At 64.5% G+C, this 24,619-nt stretch carries 18 protein-coding genes and 1 tRNA gene; 12 read left to right on the forward strand and 7 right to left on the reverse strand.

Annotated features, from left to right (window positions below; genetic code table 11):
- Positions 1-23 precede the first annotated feature (23 nt).
- A complete protein-coding gene (metC, locus tag ACQR13_RS21175; RefSeq protein WP_315711845.1) occupies positions 24-1,217 on the reverse strand; it encodes a cystathionine beta-lyase in 1,194 nt (397 codons plus the stop codon).
- 316 nt (positions 1,218-1,533) lie between these two features.
- On the opposite strand from metC, the gene ACQR13_RS21180 reads away from it, so the two are divergent.
- The 4 genes from ACQR13_RS21180 to ACQR13_RS21195 are packed head-to-tail and all read left to right on the forward strand — an operon-like array spanning position 1,534 to position 6,067.
- Positions 1,534-2,550, forward strand: coding sequence for an amino acid ABC transporter substrate-binding protein (locus tag ACQR13_RS21180; protein WP_315711846.1), 1,017 nt, complete (start codon positions 1,534-1,536; stop codon positions 2,548-2,550).
- 28 nt (positions 2,551-2,578) lie between these two features.
- Positions 2,579-3,784, forward strand: coding sequence for an amino acid ABC transporter permease (locus tag ACQR13_RS21185; protein ID WP_315751097.1), 1,206 nt, complete (start codon positions 2,579-2,581; stop codon positions 3,782-3,784).
- Entirely contained in the window at positions 3,781-5,301 is a 1,521-nt protein-coding gene (locus ACQR13_RS21190; RefSeq protein ID WP_315751098.1) for an amino acid ABC transporter permease, read from the forward strand. The genes ACQR13_RS21185 and ACQR13_RS21190 overlap by 4 nt, the downstream gene beginning before the upstream one ends.
- A gap of 22 nt (positions 5,302-5,323) precedes the next feature.
- Positions 5,324-6,067, forward strand: a complete 744-nt coding sequence (locus tag ACQR13_RS21195) for an amino acid ABC transporter ATP-binding protein (protein WP_315711850.1) — start codon at positions 5,324-5,326, stop codon at positions 6,065-6,067.
- Between the two features lie 64 nt (positions 6,068-6,131).
- On the opposite strand, the gene ACQR13_RS21200 is transcribed toward ACQR13_RS21195, so the two are convergent.
- From ACQR13_RS21200 to ACQR13_RS21215, 4 genes are all read right to left on the reverse strand, one after another.
- Complete coding sequence (locus ACQR13_RS21200; protein WP_315751100.1) at positions 6,132-7,166, reverse strand: cysteine synthase A; 1,035 nt, start codon at positions 7,164-7,166, stop codon at positions 6,132-6,134.
- A gap of 81 nt (positions 7,167-7,247) precedes the next feature.
- Entirely contained in the window at positions 7,248-8,480 is a 1,233-nt protein-coding gene (locus ACQR13_RS21205) for a cyclopropane-fatty-acyl-phospholipid synthase family protein (protein ID WP_315712616.1), read from the reverse strand.
- Positions 8,481-8,588: 108 nt separating this feature from the next.
- A complete protein-coding gene (locus ACQR13_RS21210) occupies positions 8,589-9,434 on the reverse strand; it encodes a DUF1365 domain-containing protein (RefSeq protein WP_315751102.1) in 846 nt (281 codons plus the stop codon).
- Positions 9,435-9,441: 7 nt separating this feature from the next.
- Entirely contained in the window at positions 9,442-10,755 is a 1,314-nt protein-coding gene (locus ACQR13_RS21215; RefSeq protein ID WP_315711856.1) for an NAD(P)/FAD-dependent oxidoreductase, read from the reverse strand.
- Between the two features lie 367 nt (positions 10,756-11,122).
- Here ACQR13_RS21215 and ACQR13_RS21220 point away from each other — a divergent pair, with 367 nt between their 5' ends.
- Genes ACQR13_RS21220 through ACQR13_RS21245 form a run of 6 tightly spaced genes read left to right on the forward strand, consistent with a single transcriptional unit; the run spans position 11,123 to position 21,230 of the window.
- Entirely contained in the window at positions 11,123-12,577 is a 1,455-nt protein-coding gene (locus ACQR13_RS21220; protein WP_315712618.1) for an efflux transporter outer membrane subunit, read from the forward strand.
- Positions 12,567-13,967 (forward strand): efflux RND transporter periplasmic adaptor subunit, encoded by a 1,401-nt coding sequence (locus tag ACQR13_RS21225; protein ID WP_315711857.1) that lies wholly within the window; start codon positions 12,567-12,569, stop codon positions 13,965-13,967. Before ACQR13_RS21220 ends, ACQR13_RS21225 begins: the two co-directional genes overlap by 11 nt.
- Positions 13,968-13,996: 29 nt before the next feature.
- A complete protein-coding gene (locus tag ACQR13_RS21230) occupies positions 13,997-17,125 on the forward strand; it encodes an efflux RND transporter permease subunit (protein WP_316202359.1) in 3,129 nt (1,042 codons plus the stop codon).
- Positions 17,125-20,229 (forward strand): efflux RND transporter permease subunit, encoded by a 3,105-nt coding sequence (locus ACQR13_RS21235; RefSeq protein ID WP_315711860.1) that lies wholly within the window; start codon positions 17,125-17,127, stop codon positions 20,227-20,229. Before ACQR13_RS21230 ends, ACQR13_RS21235 begins: the two co-directional genes overlap by 1 nt.
- 39 nt (positions 20,230-20,268) lie before the next feature.
- On the forward strand, positions 20,269-21,006 hold the full coding sequence (locus tag ACQR13_RS21240) for a tRNA-uridine aminocarboxypropyltransferase (RefSeq protein ID WP_434863203.1): 738 nt from the start codon (positions 20,269-20,271) through the stop codon (positions 21,004-21,006).
- A gap of 50 nt (positions 21,007-21,056) precedes the next feature.
- Positions 21,057-21,230: a hypothetical protein gene (locus ACQR13_RS21245; protein WP_315711864.1), complete on the forward strand. Its 174-nt coding sequence runs from the start codon at positions 21,057-21,059 to the stop codon at positions 21,228-21,230.
- A gap of 50 nt (positions 21,231-21,280) precedes the next feature.
- On the opposite strand, the gene ACQR13_RS21250 is transcribed toward ACQR13_RS21245, so the two are convergent.
- Positions 21,281-21,354, reverse strand: a tRNA-Cys gene (locus ACQR13_RS21250).
- A gap of 454 nt (positions 21,355-21,808) precedes the next feature.
- On the opposite strand from ACQR13_RS21250, the gene ACQR13_RS21255 reads away from it, so the two are divergent.
- Positions 21,809-22,384 carry a ubiquinol-cytochrome c reductase iron-sulfur subunit gene (locus tag ACQR13_RS21255; RefSeq protein ID WP_315751106.1) on the forward strand — a complete coding sequence of 192 codons (576 nt, stop codon included), beginning with the start codon at positions 21,809-21,811 and terminating at the stop codon, positions 22,382-22,384.
- 91 nt (positions 22,385-22,475) lie between these two features.
- Entirely contained in the window at positions 22,476-24,218 is a 1,743-nt protein-coding gene (locus tag ACQR13_RS21260; RefSeq protein ID WP_315751107.1) for a methanol/ethanol family PQQ-dependent dehydrogenase, read from the forward strand.
- Positions 24,219-24,332: 114 nt separating this feature from the next.
- On the opposite strand, the gene ACQR13_RS21265 is transcribed toward ACQR13_RS21260, so the two are convergent.
- The gene (locus tag ACQR13_RS21265; RefSeq protein ID WP_315711867.1) at positions 24,333-24,512 is read right to left on the reverse strand and encodes a hypothetical protein; all 180 of its coding nucleotides are present in this window, start codon (positions 24,510-24,512) and stop codon (positions 24,333-24,335) included.
- Between the last annotated feature and the right edge of the window lie 107 nt (positions 24,513-24,619).

The raw sequence follows: 24,619 nt of genomic DNA on the forward strand, positions 1-24,619 counted from the left end.
GCGCTCCGCCCCTGCAGGCGTGGTCAAGCGGCGTTGAACGCGGCAAAGCCGCGATCGAGATCGGCCTTGAGATCCTCGGTATTCTCGAGACCGATGTGCAGCCGCAATGTCGGACCGCCGGGTGCCCATGTGGTCGCCGTACGGTAGCTCGCGCAGTCGAACGGGATCGCCAGGCTCTCGAAGCCGCCCCAGGAATAGCCCATGCCGAACAGCGTGAGCGTGTCGAGCATGGCGTCGACGGCGGCCTGCGCCTTTGGTTGCAGCACGATGCTGAACAGGCCGGAGGCGCCGGTGAAATCGCGCTTCCAGATCGCGTGCCCCGGATGGCTTTCCAGCGCGGGATGCAGCACCTCGATCACCTCGGGACGCGCGGCGAGCCAGCGCGCCATCTCCAGGCCTGACCGGTGATGCTGCGCCAGGCGCACGCCAAGCGTCCGTACGCCGCGCAAGGCCAGGAACACGTCGTCCGGTCCGGCGCAGACGCCGAGCAGGCGGATGCCCTCGGAGATCAGCGGCCACGCCTTCGCATTGGCCGAAATCGTCCCGAACATGATGTCGGAGTGGCCGCCGATATATTTGGTGGCCGCCTGCATGCTGATGTCGACGCCCTGATCGAGGGAGCGATGGTAGAGCGGCGTCGCCCAGGTGTTGTCGTCGATGACCAGCGCGCCGTGCGCATGCGCAACCGCGGCAATGACGGGGATGTCCGGCATTTCGAAGGACTGCGAGCCCGGCGCCTCGACAACCACCGCGCGTGTATTCGGTTTGAGCAGTTGCTCAATTCCTGCGCCGATCAAGGGGTCGAAATAGGTCGTCTCGACGCCATAGCGTGCCAGCATGCCGTTGCAGAAATTTCGGGTTGGACGATAGATGCTATCGCACACCAGAACGTGGTCGCCGGCCTTGAGCACCGACAGCAGGGTGGTCGAGATGGCGCCGAGGCCTGACGGCGCGATGCCGACGCCGGCGCATTGCGGCCCCTCGAGCGCCATCAGCACTTGCTGCAGCGCCTTCGTGGTCGGGGTGCCGTGGCGGCCGTACTGGAATTCACCGCGGTGTGCATGCAGATCTTCAGCCGTTGGATACAGGACCGTTGAACCATGAACGACAGGAGGATTCACGAATCCGTGCTGCGCTTTCGTGTCCCGCCCCGCCGTGACCAGCCGTGTCTCGACGTTTTGTCGCACCGCCGCAGCGGGGTCGTTCGATGATGCCATTCGCGTGTCTTTTCTCTTTAAACCTGCCGGGATAGCTGGAAATCAGGCCGCACTGCGGTCGTTAATAACAGAATGCAGAACAGGCCCGTCAACCCCTTGACCCGGACCGCCAGTCGTTCTGTGATGCCGGCGCAATTCGATCGCTGCACGTTGAGGGGCTTGCCGCGATTTCCGCTTCATCTCGCATGCACGGCTCCGTCGTGCATGGCGCGCGCCATATTCTTGGTATGGCGTTTGCAGAGGCGGATTCAGGTCGGCCCCTCCTACGCGCTGAGATTCATCGCTCCCCAAGGACGACCCGCGAAAGGCTGTATTTATGAAACGCGTCACTCTGGCTCTTACTCTTGCTCTCGCCCCGGTGCTGGCGAGCGTCGGCGCCCAGGCCGAAACGCTCAAGACCGTCAAGGATCGCGGCATGCTCGCCTGCGGCGTCAGCCAGGGCCTTCCTGGCTTCTCGGCGCCCGACGACAAGGGCAACTGGACCGGGCTCGACGTCGACGTTTGCCGCGCCATTGCCGCCGCGATCTTCAACGATCCGACCAAGGTCAAGTTCGTTCCACTGTCCGCCAAGGATCGCTTTACTGCACTGCAGTCGGGCGAGATCGACGTGCTGTCGCGCAACACCACTTGGACCCTGTCGCGTGACACCTCGCTGGGCGCCAATTTCGCCGGCGTGACCTATTACGACGGCCAGGGCTTCATGGTGAAGAAGGCCCTGAAGGTCAATTCGGCGCTCGAGCTCAACAGCGCCTCGATCTGCGTGCAGACCGGCACGACGACTGAGCAGAACCTCGCCGACTACTTCAAGGCCAACAAGATGAAGTACGAGGTGATCGCATTCGCCGGCCAAGACGAGACCATCAAGGCGTACGAATCTGGCCGTTGCGACGTCTTCACGACCGACGTTTCCGGCCTCTACGCCGAGCGGCTGAAGCTCGCCAATCCGGCCGATCACGTGGTGCTGCCGGAAGTGATCTCGAAGGAGCCGTTGGGCCCGATGGTCCGCCATGGCGACGACCAGTGGTTCGACATCGTCAAGTGGACCTTGTTCGGGCTGGTGACGGCCGAGGAGCTCGGCGTGACGCAGGCGAACGTCGATGAAATGGCCAAGTCGGACAAGCCGGAGTTCAAGCGCGCCTTCGGCACCGACGGCAATCTCGGCGAGCAGCTCGGCCTCACCAAGGACTGGTTCTACCGGATCGTGAAAGCGGTCGGAAACTACGGCGAGATGTATGATCGCAACGTCGGCGCCGGCTCCAAGCTGCAGATCGCGCGCGGTCTGAACCAGCTCTGGAACAAGGGCGGCCTGCAATACGCGCCGCCGATCCGCTGATCACTGCGCGATAGCGGGGCTGCGGCGAATGAGCATCGAAGCAAGGTTACCGCCTACGCAATATGGGCTTCGGCTGAAGCGTATGCTGGGTGGCAAGGCAGGATGGAACGGCATCATCCTCCAGATCCTGTTCGTCGCAGTGCTGGTGTGGGTTGGCTACGAGATCGTGGCCAACGCACGCAGCAACCTCGCCACCCAGCGGATCACGTCGGGCTTCGGCTTTCTCAACAATACGGCCGGCTTCGACGTCAACCAGACCCTGATCAGCTACTCCGGCTCCGACAGCTACAGCCGCGTGCTGATCGTCGGCGTGCTGAACACGCTGCTGGTCTCCGTCATCGGTATCGTGCTGGCGACCATCCTTGGCTTTCTGGTTGCGCTTGGCCGCTTGTCACCGAACGTATTGCTCTCGCGGGTCTCCGGCGCCTATGTCGAGCTGATCCGGAACCTGCCTCTCCTGTTCCAGATCCTGTTCTGGTATCTCGCGGTGTTGGCGGCTCTGCCCGGACCGCGGCAGAGCATCTCTCTTTTCTCGACCTTCTTTCTCAACAACCGCGGCTTCATCGTTCCGCGCCCGATCGAGGAGCCCGGCTTCACGCCGTTCGCGATCGTGCTCGGTGTGGCGATCGTGGTCTCGATCGGTCTGCACTATTACGCGCGGCGTGAGCTGTTCTTGCGCGGCCATGTGATCCGGATTTGGCCCTACGTGCTGGGGCTGCTGATCGGCCTGCCGCTAATTGCAATGCTCGTGTTCGGCGTGCCGATTTCGTTCGAGGTGCCGGCGCTCAAGGGATTCAACTTCGCCGGCGGCTCCCGCATCATTCCAGAGCTCGTTGCGCTGACCCTGGCGCTCACCATGTACACGGCGTCTTTCATCGCCGAGGTGGTACGGGCGGGAATCCTCTCGGTCCACAAGGGACAGATGGAAGCGGGGCTCTCGCTTGGACTGAGCCGCGGCACCGTGCTGCGCCTGATCGTCGTGCCACAGGCGCTCCGCGTCATCCTGCCGCCGCTGACGAACCAGTATTTGAACCTGACCAAGAATTCCTCGCTCGCGGTCGCTATCGGTTATCCCGATCTCGTGTCGGTGTTCGCGGGCACGACGATGAGCCAGACGGGGCAGGCCATCGAGATCATCGGAATCACGATGGGCGTCTATCTGGCGCTGTCGCTGATTACGAGCGCGATGATGAGCTTCTATAGCTGGCGGCTTGGGAAGAGACTTGGCGCATGACCGACATCACGGCCTCAACCTTCATCCGTCAGGACATGGCCGGAGAACGCCCGGCGCCCATCAAGACGACCGGTTTCGTCGGCTTCGTCCGCACGAGGCTGTTGAACTCGCCGACCAATATCCTGCTCACCCTGGTGAGCGCGCTGTTGATCTGGTTCACCGTGATCCCGGCCGTCAAGTTCCTGCTGGTCGACGCGGTGTGGGTCGGCAAGGACCGCGATGCATGCCTGGCGCAGAACGCCGGCCATCCGGTCGGCGCCTGTTGGCCCTACATTTCGGCGAAGTTCAGCCAGTTCATGTACGGCTTCTACCCGGAGGCCGACCGCTGGCGCGTCAATCTGACCTATGTGCTGGCGGTGGTGCTGCTCGTGCCGCTGCTGATTCCGCGCCTGCCGGCCAAAGGCCTTAATGCGGGTCTGTTCTTCTTCGCGCTGCCGGTGGTCGCGTTCTTCCTGCTCTATGGCGGTGGGCTGGAGGGCTTCGGCGTGAGCTGGACCACAGGCACCCTCCAGCTGTTCGTCGAGAGCATCGATACGGCCGGTAACGCGCTGGTGCGCGCCGGCGATAACGTGCCGGTGGTCGGCATGCTGCTGTGGCTGCTCGGCAAGCTGGTCGTGCTGATCGGAACGCTCGCATCGCTCGTGATCTGGCCGCTGGTCTGGATCCGCAATGAACTGCAGCAATCTCACCAGCCCGTGTGGAATGATCTCGCGCTCTCCGCGATCATTGTCACCGCGCTGGTGTTCATCATCGGCGGCGGGAGCAGGGCGCTGCGCAGCGTCATCGCCACGGCCGCGACCTTCGCCGGCATCGCCATCGTCATTGCGATCATGGGCCTCGATCGCGGCGGCCTTCCCATCGTCGACACAAGGCTGTGGGGCGGCATGCTGGTGACGCTGGTCGTCTCGGTGATCGGCATCGTCGCGTCGATGCCGATCGGCATTGCGCTTGCGCTCGGCCGCCGCTCGACCATTCCGCTGATCCGCGTCTTTTCGATCGCCTTCATCGAGCTGGTGCGCGGCGTGCCGCTGATCACGGTGCTGTTCTTCGCCACCTACATGCTGCCGCTGTTCCTGCCCGGCAATGTCAGGGTCGACGGCCTGGTACGGGCGCTGATCGGCGTTGCGCTGTTCTCCGGCGCCTACATGGCCGAGGTGATCCGCGGCGGCCTGCAGGCCATTCCGCGCGGCCAGGCGGAGGCGTCGAGCGCGCTCGGCCTGTCCTGGTGGAAGACGACGAGCTTCATCGTGCTGCCGCAGGCGCTGCGCCACGTCATCCCCGGTATCGTCAACAGCTTCATCTCGCTGTTCAAGGATACCTCGCTGGTCTCGATCGTGGCGCTGTTCGACTTGCTCGGCAGCCTCAAGGCTTCGTTGGCCGATCCGGTCTGGGCGACACCGACCACGGCTTTCACCGGCTTTGCCTTCACAGGAATGATCTACTTCGCCTTCTGTTTCGGCATGTCACGCTACTCCATGCTGGTCGAGCGCCGCCTCAACGCGCACCGGCGCCATTGACCCAGATATCGTCGAGAGATCCATGACTGCAAATTCGATCGTCAGCATTTCCGCCCTCAACAAATGGTACGGCGAATTCCACGTCCTGCGCGACATCAACCTCTCCGTCGGAAAGGGTGAGCGCATCGTGATCTGCGGGCCCTCGGGCTCGGGCAAGTCGACCTTGATCCGCTGCATCAACGCGCTGGAGGAATTCCAGGAGGGCGAGATCAATGTCGACGGCATCGATCTGGGTCCGAATCTCAAGCGGGTGGACGAAGTCCGCCGTGAGGTCGGCATGGTGTTCCAGAGCTTCAACCTGTTTCCGCATCTGACCGTGCTGGAGAACTGCACCCTGGCTCCGATCTGGGTGCGCAACATCCCGCAGAAGGAAGCCGAGGCGACTGCGATGAAGTTCCTGGAGCGGGTCAAGATCCCGCATCAGGCGCAGAAATATCCGGGCCAGATGTCGGGCGGTCAGCAGCAGCGCGTTGCCATCGCGCGCGCGCTGGCGATGAACCCGAAGGTCATGCTGTTCGACGAGCCGACCTCGGCGCTCGATCCCGAGATGGTGAAGGAGGTGCTCGACACCATGGTCGATCTCGCCAAGGAGGGCATGACCATGCTGGTCGTGACCCACGAGATGGGCTTTGCACGCGAGGTCGCCAACCGCGTCGTGTTCATGGACGCCGGCCAGATCATCGAATCGAACACGCCGCAGGAATTCTTCGCCAACCCGCAGCATGCGCGCAGCAAGCTGTTCCTGAGCCAGATTCTGCGGCATTGATGAGGAAGCGAATCGGGACTTGCGAATAGGGCGAGAAATTCTACTCGCTACTCGCTACTCGCCCTCAAACGAAAGGCGGCTTGATCCCGCTGCGCCGCTCCAGCCAGGCCGGCACCGGCAGGTTCTTCGAACGCATGAACTCCGGATTGTACAGCTTCGACTGATAGCGCGCACCGGAGTCGCACAGGATGGTCACGATGGTGTGGCCGGGGCCGAGCTTCCTGGCGAGTTGCACCGCGCCAGCGACGTTGACGCCGGTCGAGCCTCCCAGGCACAGGCCTTCATGCTGCACGAGGTCGTAGATCGTGTTGACGGCGTCCTCGTCGGACACCAGGAACGCGTCGTCGACCTTGGCGGTCTCGATCACGGGCGTCACACGACCGATGCCGATGCCTTCGGTGATGGAATCGCCGGGCGTCGATTTGACGACCCCGTTCTTGAACCATTCGTACATCGCGAAGCCGTGCGGGTCGGCACAGGCGGTGACAATGTCCTTGTTCCTGTCCTTCAAATAGCGGCTCGTGCCGGCGATCGTGCCGCCGGTGCCGACCGCGCAGATGAAGCCGTCGACCTTGCCGTCGGTCTGCTCCCAGATCTCGGGTCCCGTGGACTCATAATGCGCCTTGGCGTTGTCGAGGTTGTTCCACTGGTCGGCGAACAGCACGCCGTTGGGCTCGGTCATGCGCAGTTCGTCGGCGAGCCTGCGGCCGACATGCTGATAGTTGTTGGGATTGCTGAACGGCAACGCCGGCACCTCGACCAGCTCCGCGCCGCACAGCCGCAGCATGTCCTTCTTTTCCTGGCTCTGCGTCTCCGGAATCACGATCAGCGTGCGATAGCCGCGCGCGCTGGCGACCACGGCCAGACCGATGCCGGTGTTGCCGGCAGTGGCCTCCACCACGAGGCCGCCGGGCTTGAGATCGCCACGCCTCTCGGCCTCCAGGATCATCCACTTGCCGGCGCGGTCCTTGACCGACTGGCCCGGGTTCATGAACTCGGCCTTGCCGAGAATGGTGCAGCCCGTCGCCTCCGAGGCGCGCTTGAGCTTGATCAGCGGTGTGTTGCCGATCGCCGCGACGACGTCGTTATGAATGGTCATTTTGCAGATACCGTAGGAGTTTCCTCGAGCACACTTAAGAGGACCCTAGCCTGATATCCAGGGGAGCGTAAGCCGGCTGGATCAGCCCCCCGATTTCGCAAAGACGACCTGGCGAACATCGATATTCCCGGAGAGGAAACCCGCTTCGCAGTAGGACAGATAATATTCCCAGAGCCGCCTGAAGCGCTCGTCGAATCCGGCGGGCGTGAGGTCCGGCCAAGCCTCTCGGAAGTTATTTCGCCAGATCGCAAGCGTCCTGGCATAATCTTCCCCGAAGATCCGCTCGCGGATGACGGGTATGCCAAAGCGGTCGCCGAGCGACTTCAGAATCTGCGGTGTCGGCAACATGCCGCCGGGAAAGACGTAGCGCTGGATGAAGTCGACCTCGCGGCGGTAGTGCTGGAACAGGCTGTCCTGGATGGTGATTGCCTGGACACCGGCCAGTCCGCCCGGCAGCAGGCGGTCTCGCAGTTGCGAGAAATATTTCGGCCAGAATTGTTCGCCGACCGCCTCGATCATCTCGATCGAGGCGATGCGATCGTAGTGGTCACGCTCGTCCCGGTAATCCTGCAGGCGGATTTCGACCTTCTCGGCGAGCCCGGCCTCCTGGATGCGGCGCTGCGCGAAGTCGCGCTGCTGTTGACTGATCGTCAACCCAACGACCTTGGCGCCGAACGTCTTGGCGGCATATTCGGCAAAGCCGCCCCAGCCGCAGCCGATCTCGAGCAGCTTCTGCCCGGGCTTGAGATCGATCGCCTCGGCCAGCCGCTTGTACTTGTTGGTCTGCGCTGCAGTGAGGTCGGTGGTGTGCTCCTCGAACAAGGCCGAGGAATAGGTCATGCTCGGATCCAGCCAGGCCGAGTAGAACGAATTTCCGATGTCGTAATGGGCATAGATGTTGCGCTTCGCCTGACGCTTGGTGTTGCGGTTGAACCAGTGCCGGACCAGCTGGGCAAACCGGATCAGCGGCTTGTCTTCCAGCATCGACTGCAGCAGGTGCTGGTTGACGCAGAACAGATAGAGAAACTGCGTCAGGTCCGGCGTATCCCAGTCGCCGTTCAGATAGGCCTCGGCGATGCCGATGTCGCCGCCATTGAGAAGACGCGATGCGAAGCCGTAATTGGCCAGGATCATTGCGGCGGCCGGCCCGGGCTCAACGCCGCCAAGCCGGATCACCCGTCCGTCCGGCAGGGTCACGTCGAGCGTGCCTTTTCGCAACCGCGAGCCGAAGCCGAGGGCAAGGCGGGGCAGGCGGGGAAGATCGGCAAGCACCTTGTCGATGGTATCAGGGGTGACTGGGATGACGTCCGGCATGGCAGGTCCACTCACGCAAACGGCTCCAGCCCACGTCCCCGTCGGCTGGCCGGTGCGGCACCTGTGCGGGCAGGGATCACGGACGCAGAGCGAGCCGGCCGTTTCCGGTCAGCGTCGTGACATATAAGCGTGGCTGCCGTTCCCCGCCAAGCCGGTATTGGTTCCAGGGCTTGCACTGATTTCGCCACGCGGGACGAGGCGGACGCCTTTGGCCCACAGCCGCAGTGCCTCCCAATGGATCGCGGCGAAGATTTTGACAGTCACCAGCGGGAGCGAGACGAAGGCTGCGAGCAGGGAGCCAGACGTCAGCCCGCGACGGCGGCCAGAGAAGGTTGCAGCGAGCAGGGGCCCGTCGGGGCCAGTTTCCAGAATCCGCAACTTGACCTTGTCGCCCGGCGGCATGACCCGGAAATGGTAGCGCATCGCCATGTCGATGAACGGCGAGACGTAGAAGGTCTTGTCCTGCGTCTGGCGCAGCCCTGCCGCGGACAGCTCATTGGATCTGACCGGCAGCACATAGGGCTTGATCTCGCCGAAGGTGTTGCGGACCTCGTAGATCATCAGCGCCAGGGTGCCGTCGCTGCGATAGCAGAAATAGACCGACAGCGGATTGAACACGTAGCCGAGCAGCCGCGGATAGCACAGCAACAGCACGCGTCCGCCGCCGAGATCGATCCCCTGATCCGCCGCGCAGGTCTGCGCATAGGCCAGCAGCGACGAGCCGTCGCGCGGACCGTGGTCGGCCTCGTGGAAGCTGTAGAGCGCTCGCCGATTGACCCCGAACAGCGAGGCCTGCCGGTCCACCTGGTCGAGCCGGCCGAGATCGATCAGCAGGCTCATAACGCGATACCGGAAGCGGTGCGTGGTCGGCCGCATGCGGGCATGCATGACCTCTCCGACATAGAGCGCGGCCGCTTCCGTTCGGTCATCCTGTCCCGAGTGATCCATGTCCATATCGCGCCTATTCCGCAGCCTCGGCGAGCTCGGTGGGAAACCCGCGCCATGGCACGCTCGCGCCGAGCGCCTCCGCCACGGCGAGACCCGAGCGCAGCCCGTCCTCATGGAAGCCGTAGCCGGTCCAGGCCCCGCAGAACCAAGTATGGCGCTGCCCCTGAATCGCTGCCAGGCGCTTCTGCGCCGCAAAGGCCGCAGCCGTATATTGTGGGTGCTCACAGATGTATTTGCCAAAGGTCAGCTCCGGGGCCGGAGCGAAGGGTGGGTTGAGGCTGACGAACAGCGGCTTGGCGTCGTCGATGTCCTGCAGGTTGTTCATCCAATAGGTGACGGCGACGTCGTTCATGGGAACGCCCTCACGCTGCCAGCGCAGGAAATTCCACGAGGCCCAGGCGCGGCGGCGCTTCGGCATCAGCCTGCTGTCACGGTGCAGATAGATCGTGTTGGGCGAATATTTGATCGCACCGAGGATGCCGCGCTCCCGCTCGTCCGCGTCGGTGAGCATCGACAAGGCCTGGTCGCTGTGTGCGGCAATCACCACGTGATCATAGGTGTCCCGACGCCCGCTGCTGTCTTGAACGACGACGCCGTGGGCGGTGCGTTCGATGCTGGTCACGGCGCTGCCGAGCCTGATCTGGTTGCGGAAGCTCGACGTCAGTTTCTCCACATAGCGCCGGCTGCCGCCCTTGACGGTGCGCCAGACCGGACGGTCATATTGCAGCAACCTGTGGTTGCTGAAGAACGCGACGAAGTTCTCGGCCGGGAAGTCCAGCATCTCGGACGCCGGGGCTGACCAGATCGCGGCCCCCATTGGCGCCAGATAGTCGGTGAGCAGTCGCGGGGCGAAATGGTTGCGCCGGAAATAATCACCGAGCGTAAGGCCATGCAGGCGGCCGGCCTTGAAGTCGGCTGTACTCTGCTCGTTGAAGGTCAGGATGTCCCTGAGCATCCAGAGATAGGATGTCGACAGCAGGTTGCTCGGCTGCGCGAACAGCCCCTTGGCGGTGTCGAGCCAGGTGTTTCCGCCACCTTTCCATTCGAAGCGGCCGGCATCCGCGGTGACGGCAAAGCTCATGCTGCTGTCGACCGTCTCGACCCCCAGATGGTCGAACAAGGCGGTGAGCTCAGGATAGTTCAGCTCGTTGTAGACGATGAAGCCGATGTCGACCGAGACCGGAGCGCCGTCATAGTCGATCGTCACGGTATGGCTGTGGCCGCCCGGACGGAGATCACGCTCGTAGACGGTGATCGGATAACGTTTCGCCAGGGACCAGGCCGCGGCGTTACCCGCAATACCCGTTCCGACCACCGCAACTCGCATGAATGCCCCCTGAAGTTCACGTGCAAGTTACGGAGTCCCAGCCAAAGGGTTTCACGGGCGCGCTCGCCGCGTCACGCCCCGGCCAAAACGGCATTCGACAGATGAAATCTTGGTAAGGCGGCAGCCGGGGGCCCGTGGCTCTGCCTTCACGAAACTCCGCTGATTTACGGGAGATTCGTCGATTCGGTGGACTTTATCGGCACCATCGCTGCTGGGGCGACGGGGGGGCTGCAGGGCTGTCCGCCGCCGTGGGCTGCGGCTAGAATGATTCCCAAGACTACAGGGAAGCATCACGCCAGTGTCCATCGTGCCGATCGCCGTCGACGAGCCTTGCCGCGCGTCCGCTGACCCGCGGATCGTCGCCGGGATGCGGGAGCGCCGTGTGCCGGCTACCCTGCGGCGATTTGTCCACTGGCTGGCGGCGATCGGATTGGCGGCGAACTCGGCCGGCTGCCTGCTGACCCAGGATATTCCCGATCCGGCCCTCGACTTGCCCCAGCGCTACAAGGCGGCGTCCGGTTCCGATATGGCGGCGCCGCCGCCGCTGGATTGGTGGCGCGGCTTCGGATCACGCGAGCTGACCCAGCTGATGGAGGAGGCGCAGAGCGTCAACCTCGACATTGCCGCTGCTGTGGCAAGGTTCCGGCAGGCCGATGCGCTGGCGCGGCAGGCCGGCGCGGCGCTGCTGCCAAGCCTGTCGAGCACGGGGCAGGAGACCTATTCGCGCACGTCCGGGTCGAGCTCCAGCGGGCTCACCAATGGCGGCCGCGAGGTCGTCAATTACCAAGCCTCGCTCTCTGCGAGCTACCAGCTCGACTTCTTCGGCCAGAATCGCGACGCGCTGCAGGCGGCCGAGGAAACCGCGGTAGCCAACCGCTTCGACCGCGACGTCACGCAGTTGACGACGCTTGCCACCGTCGCCAATGCCTATTTCCAGGTGCTGGCCGCGCAGGATCGGATTCGGACGGCTGAGCGCAACATCGCCAGCGCCACGCGTGTGCTCGATGCCATCCGCGAGCGGCAGAAGGCTGGCACCGGCAACGATCTCGACGTCGCGCAGCAGGAGAGCGTGCTCGCCAATCAGAAGGCGGCGGTGCCGCCGCTGCGCCAGACGCTCGATCAGAACGTCAATGCCCTGGCCGTGCTGGTCGCGCGATCGCCCGAAGGCATTCGGGTCATTGGCGGCTCGCTCGATCAGATCAGGACTCCGCGGGTCACGCCTGGTCTGCCGTCGGAGATCCTGACGCAGCGTCCGGACATCCGCCGGCAGGAGGCCCAATTGGCATCGGCAACGGCCAATGTCGGCAGCGCGCGGGCGCAGTTCTTTCCGAGCATCCAGCTCACGGGCAACGGCGGCTACCAGAGCGCGGCACTGGTGTCGCTGTTTCAGCCGCATGCGGCGTTCTTCAGCCTCGCCGGCAGCCTGACCCAGCCGATCTTCGACGGCGGCCGGATTCTGGGCAACTTCGAGAACGCCAAGGCGCGGCAGGATGAACTGCTGCAGACCTACCGCAAGACCGTGATCCAGGCCTTCACCGACGTCGACAATGCGCTGTTCTCGATCAAGCAGACCACGATCCGACTGCAATTGCAGCGCCAGGTCGTCGCCGCCTCGCGGCGTGCGTTCGAATTGTCGGAGCAGCAGTTGCGCGCGGGAACTGCCGACATCGTGACCGTCTTGAATACGCAATTGACGCTGTTCCAGGCCGAGGACGCGCTATCGCAGGCGCAACTGGCGCGCCTGCAGGCGTTTGTGAGCCTCTACCAGGCGCTCGGCGGCGGCTGGGAGCCGCGCATGGAGAAGTCGGCCGATGCTCTTTAAACCGGACGAGAAGGGAGCAGCGGCAGTGAAGCGCGCGCGGTCCAGCGTGGCACGGCGACTGGTGTCGATCGCGATCACGCTGCTGATCCTCGGCGGCCTCGGCTATATCGGCTGGTCGGCGATGCAGCAGAAGCAGCAGGCCAATAACCGCTTCGCGCGGCCCGACCTTCCCGTTCCGGTCCTGGCTGCCTCGCCTGCCATCAAGGACGTGCCGGTCTATCTCGACGGCGTCGGCGCGGTGCGCGCGCTGAACACGGTCACGGTGCGCTCGCAGGTCGACGGCAAGCTGATCGCGGTCAATTTCGTCGAAGGGCAGGACGTCAAGAAGGGCGACGTGCTCGCGGAGATCGATCCGGCGATCTATCAGGCGCAGTACGATCAGGCCGTTGCCAAGAAGGCGCAGGACGAGGCGCAACTCGCCAACCAGAAGCTCGACCTCGCCCGCTACGAGCAGCTCGCCGCCAGCAATGCCGGCTCCAAGCAGCAGGCCGACACGCAGCGCGCGGTGGTGGCGCAGCAGCAGGCGCTGATCAAGGCGGATCAGGCCGCGATCGACAATGCGGCGACGACCTTGAGCTACACCAAGATCGTGGCGCCGCTCTCCGGCCGCGCCGGCCTGCGCCAGGTCGACCAGGGCAACATCGTTCATGCCTCTGACGCGACCGGCCTCGTCGTCATCACGCAGCTGCAGCCGATTGCGGTTCAGTTCAGCCTGCCCCAGCAGCAGATCATGCGCGTCAATGCGGCCGCCGCCAAGGGACCGCTCGCCGTCGACGTGTTCGGCAATGACGGCGTCACCGTCATTGACACCGGCACGTTGCGGGGCATCGACAACCAGGTCGATCAGACGACGGGCACGCTGAAGCTGAAAGCAGAATTCCCCAACGGCAGATTTCAGCTCTGGCCGGGACAGTTCGTCAATGTCCGCCTCAAGGTCGAGACCCTGTCGCAGGCGATCACGGTGCCGACGTCGGCCGTGCAGCGCGGGCCGGCAGGTACGTTCAGCTACGTGATCGGCGAGGGCGACATCGTCTCTGCGCATCCGGTGGCGGTCGTGCAGCAGAATGAGAGCGAGGCCGTGATCGCGAGCGGCTTGAGCCCCTCGGACCGTGTGGTGACGACAGGCTTTGCCAACCTCGCCGAGGGCGTCAAAGTGGTGGTCGGGCGCGCCGAGCAGACGCCGCAGGCCGATCTGGCGCCACGCAAACGCGGCCGCAATCCGCAAGCAAAGGATCAAGGCAAGGACCAGGCCAAGGAGGGCGGAGCTCCGCCTGACGGCGCGAAGGACGGCGAGCCGCGTCGCAGGCCTCAGGCCGCGGGCCAGACCGATGCCGGTGCAGCGCCCCAGGGAGGGAGTGAAGCAGGTCGCGGCGCGAAGGCGCAGCCATGACGCGACCGCAAGAGTGACGAGCAGTCGCGATGAGCGTCTCCGAACCCTTCATCCGCCGTCCTATCGCGACCTCGCTGCTCGGCGTCGCGCTGCTGATCGGCGGCCTGCTCGGCTATCTCGCGCTGCCGGTCTCGGCGCTGCCGCAGGTCGACTTCCCGACCGTCCAGGTGACGACGCAACTGCCGGGCGCCAGCCCCGATGTGATCGCCTCGCTGATCACGGCGCCGCTGGAGCGCCAGCTTGGCCAGATCCCGTCGCTCTCGGCGATGAACTCGACGAGCTCGTTCGGCGTCAGCCAGATCTCGCTGCAGTTCGATCTCGGACGCGACATCGATGGCGCCACGCAGGACGTCCAGGCGGCGATCAATGCCGCCGCCGGCGTCTTGCCGAAGTCGCTGCCCTATCCGCCGACCTACGCCAAGGTCAATCCGGCCGACGCACCGGTCATGACGCTCGCGCTGACCTCGGACACGATCTCTTTGCGCGCGATGAGCGACATGGCCGACACGATCCTGGCGCAGCGGCTGAGCCAGGTCTCCGGCGTCGGCCGCGTCTCGGTGCTCGGCGGACTCAAGCCCGCGGTGCGCGTGCAGGCCGACCTGGCGCGGCTCGCCGCCTATGGCATCTCGATGGAGGACCTGCGCGCCGCCATCGCAGGCGCCAACGTCTCCGGTCCCAAGGGATCGCTCGACGGTGCCCAGCAGGCCTATCTGATCACGGCCAACGACCAGATCGGAGCCGCCGACGCCTACAAGCCGATCATCATCGCCTACCGCAACGGCTCGCCGGTCACGATCGGCGATGTCGCAACGATTATCGATGGTCTGGAGAACGATCGGACCGGCGGCTGGTACCAGGGTGTCCCTGCGGTCATCCTCGACATCCAGCGCCAGCCGGGTGCCAACGTCATCGAGGTCGTCAAGCAGATCCGTGCCGAGATCCCGAAGCTGCAGCGCACGCTTCCCGCCGGCGTGAAGCTCGCCATCGTCAGCGATCGCACCGTGACCATCCGCGCCTCGGTGCACGACGTGCAGTTCACGCTGGTGCTCAGCGTGGTGCTGGTGACGCTGGTTGTGCTGCTGTTTCTGCGCTCGCTGCGCGCCACGATCATCGCCGGCGTTGCGCTGCCGCTGTCGCTGATCACGAGCTTCGGCGTGATGTACTTCGCCGGTTTCAGTCTCGACAATCTCTCGTTGATGGCACTCACCATCGGCACCGGCTTCGTCGTCGACGACGCCATCGTGATGATCGAGAACATCGTGCGCCACATGGAAAATGGCGAGAGTGCGATGAACGCCTCGCTGCGCGGCGCGCGCGAGATCGGCTTCACCGTGATCTCGCTGACCGTATCGCTGATCGCGGTGTTCATTCCGCTGCTGTTCATGTCCGGGCTTGTCGGTCGCATGTTCCGCGAGTTCGCGTTGACCTTGACGATCGCAGTCGTGACGTCGGCGGTGGTCTCGCTGACCCTGACGCCGATGATGTGCTCGCGGCTGTTGAAGCATGCCAGCGAGGAATGGGTGCTGCCGGGGCTGAACGCCATCAGCCGCTTCATCGACCGCACGGTGGCGGTCTATCACCGCAGCCTGCTCTGGGTGCTCGACCGCCAGACCGAGACGCTCGTCGTGACCTTCGCGACCTTGGCGGCGACCTTGGCGCTCTACGTCGTCGCGCCCAAGGGCTTCCTGCCGCTGCAGGATACCGGCTCGATCACGGCGGTGACCGAAGCCGGCCCTGACGTGTCGTTCGCCGAAATGAAGAAGCGCCAGGCGGACGTCGCCGCCGCGATCCAGGCTGACCCCGACGTCGTCGGCGTCGTCTCGGTGATCGGCGCCGGATCGGTCAATCCGACCACCAATGTCGGCCGTCTCGTCATGACCTTGAAGCCACTCGGCGAGCGGCAGGACGGGGTCGCCGAGGTGATCGACCGGCTGAAGCAGAAGACCTCGGGCGTGCCCGGCATGACCGTGTACTTCCAGCCGGTCCAGGACGTCCAGATCTCGACCCAGGCGAGCCGCTCGCAGTACCAGTACACGCTGACCGGTGCCGATGCCGCCGAGGTGTCGAAATGGGCGAGGCAGCTTGTCGGAGAAATGCGCCGCGACCCTCTATTCCGCGACGTCTCCTCCGAAGCCCAGGAGGGCGGCCTGCGCGCGGAGCTGACCATCGACCGCCAGCGCGCCGGCCAGCTCGGCGTCAGCCTGCAGGGCGTCACCGACACGCTCAATGACGCCTTCGCGCAGCGGCAGATCTCGACGATCTACGGCCAGGCCAACCAGTACCGCGTGGTGCTGGAGGCGCTGCCGATGTATCAGCGCGACCCGTCGGTCCTGTCGAAGCTCTATCTGCCCGGCGCCGGCGGCCAGGTGCCGCTCTCTGCGGTGGCAAGCCTCAAGCGCACCACGGCGCCGCTGGCGATCTCGCATCAGGCGCAGTTTCCGGCGGTGTCGCTGAGCTTCAACCTCGCGCCCGGCGCGGCGCTCAGCGAGGCGGTCGACGCGCTTCATGCGACCGAGAACCGCATCGGCATGCCCGGCAGCATCATCGGCGTCTATTCGGGCGATGCCGCCGAGTTCGCCAAGTCGCTGGCCGGCCAACCCTGGCTGCTGCTCGCGGCCGTGGTTACGATCTACATCGTGCTCGGCGTGCTCTATGAGAGCTACATCCATCCGATCACGATCCTGTCGACGCTGCCGTCGGCGGGCGTCGGCGCCATCCTGGCCTTGATGCTGTTCGGCCAGGATCTCTCGGTGATCGGCCTGATCGGCATCATCCTCCTGATGGGCATCGTCAAGAAGAACGCGATCATGATGATCGACTTCGCGCTCGAGGCGGAGCGTCACGAGAACCGCACCCCCTACGACGCCATCGTGCAGGCGTGTCTCCTGCGCTTCCGCCCGATCATGATGACGACCCTGGCCGCGCTGTTCGGCGCGCTGCCGCTGGCGATCGAGAGCGGCACCGGCTCGGAGCTGCGCTTTCCGCTCGGCATCTCCATCATCGGCGGCCTGCTGCTCAGCCAATTGCTGACGTTGTACACGACGCCGGTCATCTATCTCGCGCTCGACCGCATCAATCGTCGCTTCGAGCGCGCGCTGCCGTCGGCGCCGGACCTGCCGTCGCCGCCGATCGCAGGTGCGACCGAAGGCATCCAGTGATGGCCTCGATCTCCGAGCCGTTCATTCGCCGGCCGGTCGGCACCACGCTGCTCTCGATCGGCCTGTTCCTGGTCGGGATCGTCGCCTATATCTTCCTTCCCGTCGCACCGGTGCCGAACGTCGACTTCCCCGCGATCTTCGTCAGCGCGTCGCGCCCGGGTGCGGACCCGTCCGTCATGGCGGGGACGGTCGCGGCGCCGCTGGAGCGGCGACTCGGCGAGATTGCTGGCGTCAACCAGATCACCTCGACGAGCTCGCTCGGCACCACCAACATCCAGATCCAATTCTCGATCGGCCGCGACATCGACAAGGCGGCGCGCGACGTGCAGGCAGCCATCAATGCCTCGCTGTCGGACCTTCCGAGCGACCTTCCGGCGCTGCCGCGGTTCCGCAAGGCGAACACGGCCGCGGCTCCCGTATTCGTTCTCGCGCTGACCTCGAAGACGATGACGACGAGCGCGATGTACGACGTCGCCGACACCGTGCTGGCGCAGCGGCTGTTCCAGGTGCCCGGCGTCGGTAACGTCACTGTCAGCGGCGCCGATCAACCCGCCGTGCGCATCGCGCTCAATCCGGTCTCGCTCGCCAATGCCGGCATTTCGACCGACGATGTCCGGACGGCGATCATCAATGCCAATCCGATCGGGCCTGTCGGCATCTTCGAGGGCGGCCGCCAGAGCGAGACCATCGCCATCAACCGGCAGATGCGCAGCGCGGCCGAATTCCGCGACATCCTGATCAAGAGCAGCAATGGCAGCTTCGTGCGGCTGTCGGATGTCGCCGACGTCGAGGATTCCGTACGCAACGTGCGTTCGATCGCCTGGTTCAACAAGCAGCCAGCGGTGCTGATCCAGATCGCCAAGCAGGGCGATGCCAACGTGATCGAGACGGTCGACCGTGTGAAGGCGCTGATCCCGGAGCTCAAGCAATGGCTGCCGGCGGGCATCGAGATCTCCACTCTGGTCGACCGCACCGGGACCATTCGCGCCTCGGTCGACGACATGCAGTGGACCTTGCTCGCGACCGCCGTGCTGGTGATGGTCGTCGTATTCCTGTTCCTTCGCCGCTTGGTGCCGACGGTCGCGGCCGGCGTCTCGGTGCCGCTGGCGCTCGCCGGTACCTGCGCGGCGATGTGGCTCGCAGGCTTCTCGATCGACAATCTGTCACTGATGGCGCTCGCGATCTCCGTCGGCTTCGTCGTCGACGACGCCATCGTCATGATCGAGAACATGTACCGCAATCTCGAGCATGGCCTGTCGCCGATGCGCGCCGCGCTCGATGGCGCCCGCCAGATCGGCTTTACCGTGTTGTCGATCAGCCTTTCCTTGATTGCGGCCTTCGTGCCGTTGATCTTCATGGACGGCGTCGTTGGCCGTCTCCTGCGTGAGTTCTCGCTGACGCTGACCTTCGCAATCGTCGTGTCGACATTGGTGTCGCTGACGGTGACGCCGATGATCTGCGCGCATTACATCAAGGAGACGCTGTCCGATCGTGCCACCTGGTTCGACCGTATCGTCGAAGGCGCGCTGTCCGGCATGGTCCGCTTCTATGCCTGGACGCTGCGCGGCGTGCTGGTTTATCCGTTTCTCACCCTGATCGTGTTCTTCGCCACCATCGCGCTCACGGTGACGCTCTACATCAAGGTGCCCAAGGGCTATTTCCCGACCGACGATTCCGGCTTCGTCATCGGTGCGACGCGCGCCTCGGCCGACATTTCGTTCCAGTCCATGCTTGGTCTGCAGCAGCGGCTCGCTGACATCGTGATGGCCGATCCCGCCGTGGCCGGTATCGGCTCGACGATCGGGGGCGGCGGCGGGCCGGGTGGCGCGACGTCCAACCGCGGCACCATGTTCATCAATCTCAAGCCCCCGGCGGAGCGCGAGGGCGTCTCCACTGAGCTCGTGATCAACCGCCTCAGGCGGAGCCTCGCGACGGTCCCCGGCATTCGGCTCTTCATGTTCGCCGCGCAGGACGTGCGCACCGGCGGCCGTCAGAGCGATTCCGACTATCAGTACACATTGAGCAGCCCAGATCTCGACCTTCTGCAGAAATGGGCGCCGATTGTCGCCAAGCGCCTGGAGACGGTTGACGGCATCACCGACATTTCCAGCGACCGCGATCCCGGTGGCCTGCAGCTCGCGCTGCGGATCGACCGACAAAAGGCGGCGAGCCTCGGCGTCCGCGTCCAGGATATCGACAACGCGCTCAACAACGCCTTCGCGCAACGCCAGATATCGATCGTCTACAGCCAGCGCAACCAGTACATGGTCGTGCTGGAGATCGACCCGAAATTCCAGACCGATCCCTCCAATCTCGACCGCATCTATGTGGCCGGGGCAGGGGACGCGCAGGTGCCGTTGTCGGCGCTGGTCAAGGCCGAGCGTGGCCTGTCACCGCTGGCGGTGTATCACTCGCAATCGTTCCCTTCGACCACCGTGTCGTTCAACCTGCTGCCGGACGTGCCCTTGCAGACCGCGACCGCCAACATCCAGCGCGCCGTCGACGAGCTGCACATGCCGGAGGGCATCCGCGGCAGCTTCGACGGCAATGCCGGGGACTTCAACAAGAGCAGCGGCCGCCAGCCGCTCTTGATCCTGTTCGCCCTGGCCGCGATGTATATCGTGCTCGGCGTGCTCTATGAGAGCCTGGCGCATCCGCTGACCATCATCTCGACCCTGCCGTCGGCCGGGCTCGGCGCGCTGCTCGCTTTGCAGGTCACCAACACACCGCTGACAGTGATCGCCTTCGTCGGCATCATCCTGTTGATCGGCATCGTCAAGAAGAACGGCATCATGCTCGTCGATTTCGCGCTCGAGGCCGAGCGCCAGCGCGGCATGTCCTCGGCCGATGCGATCTTCGAGGCCTGCCGGGTGCGCTTTCGCCCAATCCTGATGACGACCCTCGCCGCGCTGTTCGCCGGCCTGCCGCTGGTGATCGCGACCGGTCCGGGCACCGAGCTGCGCCGCCCGCTCGGCATCACCATCATCGGCGGGCTGCTGGTGTCGCAGATCCTCACCCTCTACACCACGCCGGTGATCTACCTGCTGATCGACCGGCTGCGCCGCCGCTCGACCCCGGAGCCGCTCGCCGCGCCCGCTGAATGAGCCGTTGTGGCCCTGTCCGCGGGCGCGTATAGCCGCCGCATGCCAGAACCACACGACCATCCGCCGCTCGCCACCGAGGCGCCGCCCGATTGCCCGCGTTGCCAGAAACCGCTGCCGTTGTGCATCTGCGACAGCGTCACACCGCTGGAGAGCCGGCTGGGGCTCCTGATCCTGCAGCATCCGCAGGAGCAGGATCGCGCGCTCGGCACCGCGCGGCTCGCCGCCCTGCATTTCAAGAACGCGGTGGTCAAGGTCGGGCTATCCTGGCCAAGCCTCGCCAAGGCACTGGGACGGCCGGTCGCCGATCCCGCGCGCTGGGCCATTCTCTATCTCGGCTCGGCGAAGGCGGCCGAGCTCGATCCCGAGAGCGAGGTGGTCGCGGTGACCCGCAAGGGTGAGGTCGCCGACAACCAGCGCGCCATCCTCAAGTCGATCGAGGGCGTGATCCTGCTCGACGGCACCTGGAGCCAGGCCAAGGCGCTGTGGTGGCGCAATCCGTGGATGCTGAAATGCCAGCGCGTGATCCTCGGGCCGCGGCAGCCGTCGCGCTACGGCCGGCTGCGGCGCGAACCGCGCCGCGACGGGCTGTCGACCATCGAGGCTGCGGGGATGCTGATGGCCGCGCTGGAACGGCGGCCGGAGATCGCCACGGCCCTCGACGCGAGCTTCGAGCGCATGCTGGCGCGGTATCGGGAGGTGGAAAAAGCGCAGCCGGAGCTCACGCCCCGCTCAAAGGCCCGCAAGCCGGATTGGCGCAACCGTAAACGGCGGGTTTAGGAACCGGAGGTACGCTTCTTGCATTGCCGCATGGAACGAGGATGAGAGCCATGCCGGAAGCAGAAAAGTCCAATGTGGTGCAGTTCCGGGATTACGCGCCCCGGCTGGCCGGCAGATCCGGCTCGGATCGGACGGGCGTCTCGGCCGGTGAACGAGGGGCAATTCTGACTTGGCCGCGCGCGCAGGTCAGCTATCCCGGCGGCATCGACGATCTGCCCATCTAGCGCCGGTTCGCGGCCCCAATGGGTAGTCCAACCGCTTGATTTTGATCGAGTGGAGGCCACGACCAGAATTGAACTGGTGTAAACGGTTTTGCAGACCGCTGCGTAACCACTCCGCCACGTGGCCCCTGTGGGCGGAGCAATATAGGCAATCTCTCGGTTAGGCAACCATTCTCGTCGCGAAGGCCGACGTCGTCGATCCGGGCCTTCGGCCAGCTGGAATTTCGATCCGCCCAGCCGCGTTTCGAACTGGTCGGCATCGGGCACGGCAGCGCATAGAGGGATTGTCGCGCCGCCCTCATCGCGAACCATGGTCCACAACTCGCGTGGTCGCAATTCCAGACGGAGCTGGCGACACCGTCGCTTCCGATCACGAGGAGCTTTCGCCGAACCGCTGCACCGGCGATGACGCGCAGCAGCGACGATAGTTGAAGACATCGCGGCGAAATCGCGCAACACGCCTTGATTTCGTAAGGTTGTGTCGTTCTAATTATTCTATGTCAGGGTGCGTTGCGGGGAGTCGAGCTCCCTAAAACAGCACGCCTGCGACTCGCACACAACTTCACACGCAAAGATCTGTCATGGATGATCACCCGACACGCCGCTCGGTGGTTTTCGGCACGCTTGCCGCATGCGCAACGGTTGCCAGCGCGGCGGCCGATGACGACGATCCGCGCAAGGAGAAGCGGCCGCAAAAAGGCGACCTGATCGTGTTCTCGGAAGGGGAACGCGAAGGGCAGACGGTCACGCCTGATGACTTGAAGATTGGCGAGCCACCGGTTCATGGGTGGCCGAAGGATCCAGCGAATGCGATCGTGCGTGACGGGTCGCGATTGAACGAGGTGCTGCTCGTCAGGCTCGATCCAAACGAACTCGACGAAGACACGCGTCGGCGTGCGGCCGAAGGCATCGTCGCCTATTCGGCCATCTGCTCGCATGCGGGATGCCCGGTCACGGCCTGGATCAAGGCGACCGAGGGCAACGACGATGTCTTCAAATGCATGTGCCACAATTCCGAGTACGACCCGAGGCGCGGGGCGCAGGTCGTGTTCGGCCCCGCGCCCCGGCGGCTCGCCGCGCTTCCCCTCGTGATCAAGGACGGCGCGCTCATGATCGCTGCGTCCTTCATTGGAAAGGTAGGCGGCCAACAGGGCTGATGAGATCCCATGTGCCTATCGGAACTCGCATCGTCTCGACACCCGTCACGACAACAAGTGAATCGAAAAACGAAGCAGGGGAGGTTTGTCCATGTCCATCACGTCCACCGCGATCAAGCAATGGCTGCTATCGAGCACCCTGGCGTTCACCTGTCTCGCCACACCGGCAGCCGTGGCCGGCCCGATCGACAACTACAGTCCTGTCACGCCCACGCGGCTCGAAGATCCCGAGCCAGGCAACTGGATGCTCTATCGCCGGACCTATGATGGCCAGGGGTATAGTCCGCTCGACCAGATCAACACCACGAACGTCAAGGACATGGTGCCGGTCTGGACCTTTGCCACCGGCGTGGTCGAGGGGCACGAGGCGCCGCCGCTGGTCAACAACGGCGTCATGTTCATCACGACGCCGATGGGGCAGGTGATCGCGCTGAATGCCAAGACCGGCGACCAGTACTGGCGCTACAAGCGCGAGCTCCCGGAGGATCTGTTCCAGCTGCATCCGACCAATCGCGGCGTCGGCCTGTGGCAGGACAAGCTCTACCTCGCCACGACGGACGATCATCTGGTCGCGCTCGACGCCAAGACCGGCAAGGTGCTGTGGGACAAGAAGGTCCAGGACTACAGGAAGGGACAATATCTCACGCTGATGCCGCTCATCGTCGACGGCAAGGTGATGGTCGGCGGATCCGGCGGCGAGTTCGGCGTCCGCGGCTATGTTGCCGCTTATGACGCCGAGGACGGCAAGGAGCTTTGGCGCACCTTCACTATTCCTTCCGAAGGCGAGCCCGGGCATGACACGTGGAGCGGCGACGACTGGAAGAATGGCGGCGGGTCTGCCTGGATGACCGGCACCTACGACAAGGACACCAAGACGGTGTATTGGGGCGTCGGCAACGCCGCGCCCTGGCCGGGGGGCCTGCACCCCGGCGACAATCTCTACACCAGCTCGGTGATCGCGCTGGATCCTGCTACCGGAAAGATCAAGACGCATTTCCAGTATCACCAGAACGACTCGTGGGACTGGGACGAGGTCGATGCACCGATGCTGGTCGACCTGCAGCGGGACGGCCGCAGCTTCAAGAGCCTGATCCATCCCGGACGCGACGCCATCTTCTGGGTGCTCGAGCGCACGCCGGTGCGAATCAACTACGTCAACGGCTGGAACTTCGTCCACACCGATGTCTGGAAGGGAATTGAGCCCGAGACGGGACGGCCGATCGTAGATCCCGCGCACAAGCCGACGCTCGGCAAGCGTGTCGACTTCTGTCCCTCGTTGTGGGGCGGCAAGGACTGGCCGTCCGCGGCCTACAGCCAGAAGACGCGCTTCGTCTACGTGCCGGCGAACGAGAATTTCTGCGGCGGCTTCACCGGGGAGAAGCTGCCGCTCGTTCCCGGCCAGCTCTGGCTCGGCACCAAGGCCGAGGACATCGGGCTCACGGTGCGGCCCGGTGCCGACCATTTCGGGGAGCTGCAGGCCTGGGATCCGGCGACAGGCAAGAAGGTGTGGTCGCACAATTTCCCGAAATCCCAGCTGTTCGGGTCGGTGACCGCGACGGCGGGCGATCTCGTTCTGGTCGGCGGCACCAACGACCGGATGTTCCGGGCGTTCCATGCCAAGACCGGTGAGCTGCTGTGGGAGCAGAAGACGAACTCGGGCATCATGGGCATGCCCGTCGCCTATGAGGCGGATGGCACGCAGTACATCGCCGTGCAATCCGGCTGGGGCGTCGATGCGCAGCGCATCCAGGATGCGCTCTCGAAAGGCGACATCGGTCTGGAGGACAACGTCCCGCAGGGCGGCGTCGTCTGGGTATTCGCAGTCAGGAAGTAGCGCCGGTTATCTGAAGGGCGGCGGCCTCGGCAGTCGCCATCTCAGAAAATGAAGACCGCGGCAGCGTTCCGGCGTGCCGATCCCTTGGCTTGCATGACGACAGAAGATCGCGCGTCAGCAGGCCGCGAACCAGCCGTCCGGAAACGGGATCAGCGGCCAGGCGCCCTGGTTGTCGTTGGCCGCCGTGGGGAAATGCAGAATTGAGAACAAGCGGGCCATGGAATCGGTCTCGGTCTCGGGCGCAATAGCGGTTCTCACAACGTCCATCAACAACTCGTATTCGGCTTCGCTCATCTCGCCCTCGCGCAAACTGCGAGCCACGATGGCGAAATTCCACTTTTTTCAAATTGAGCGGATCGTTCAAATTCTAACGATCGGGCACGACGGACCCAATTGGTTAG

This window comes from Bradyrhizobium sp. HKCCYLRH3059 (genome assembly GCF_051168035.1).
In the GTDB taxonomy this organism is placed as follows: Bacteria; Pseudomonadota; Alphaproteobacteria; order Rhizobiales; family Xanthobacteraceae; genus Bradyrhizobium.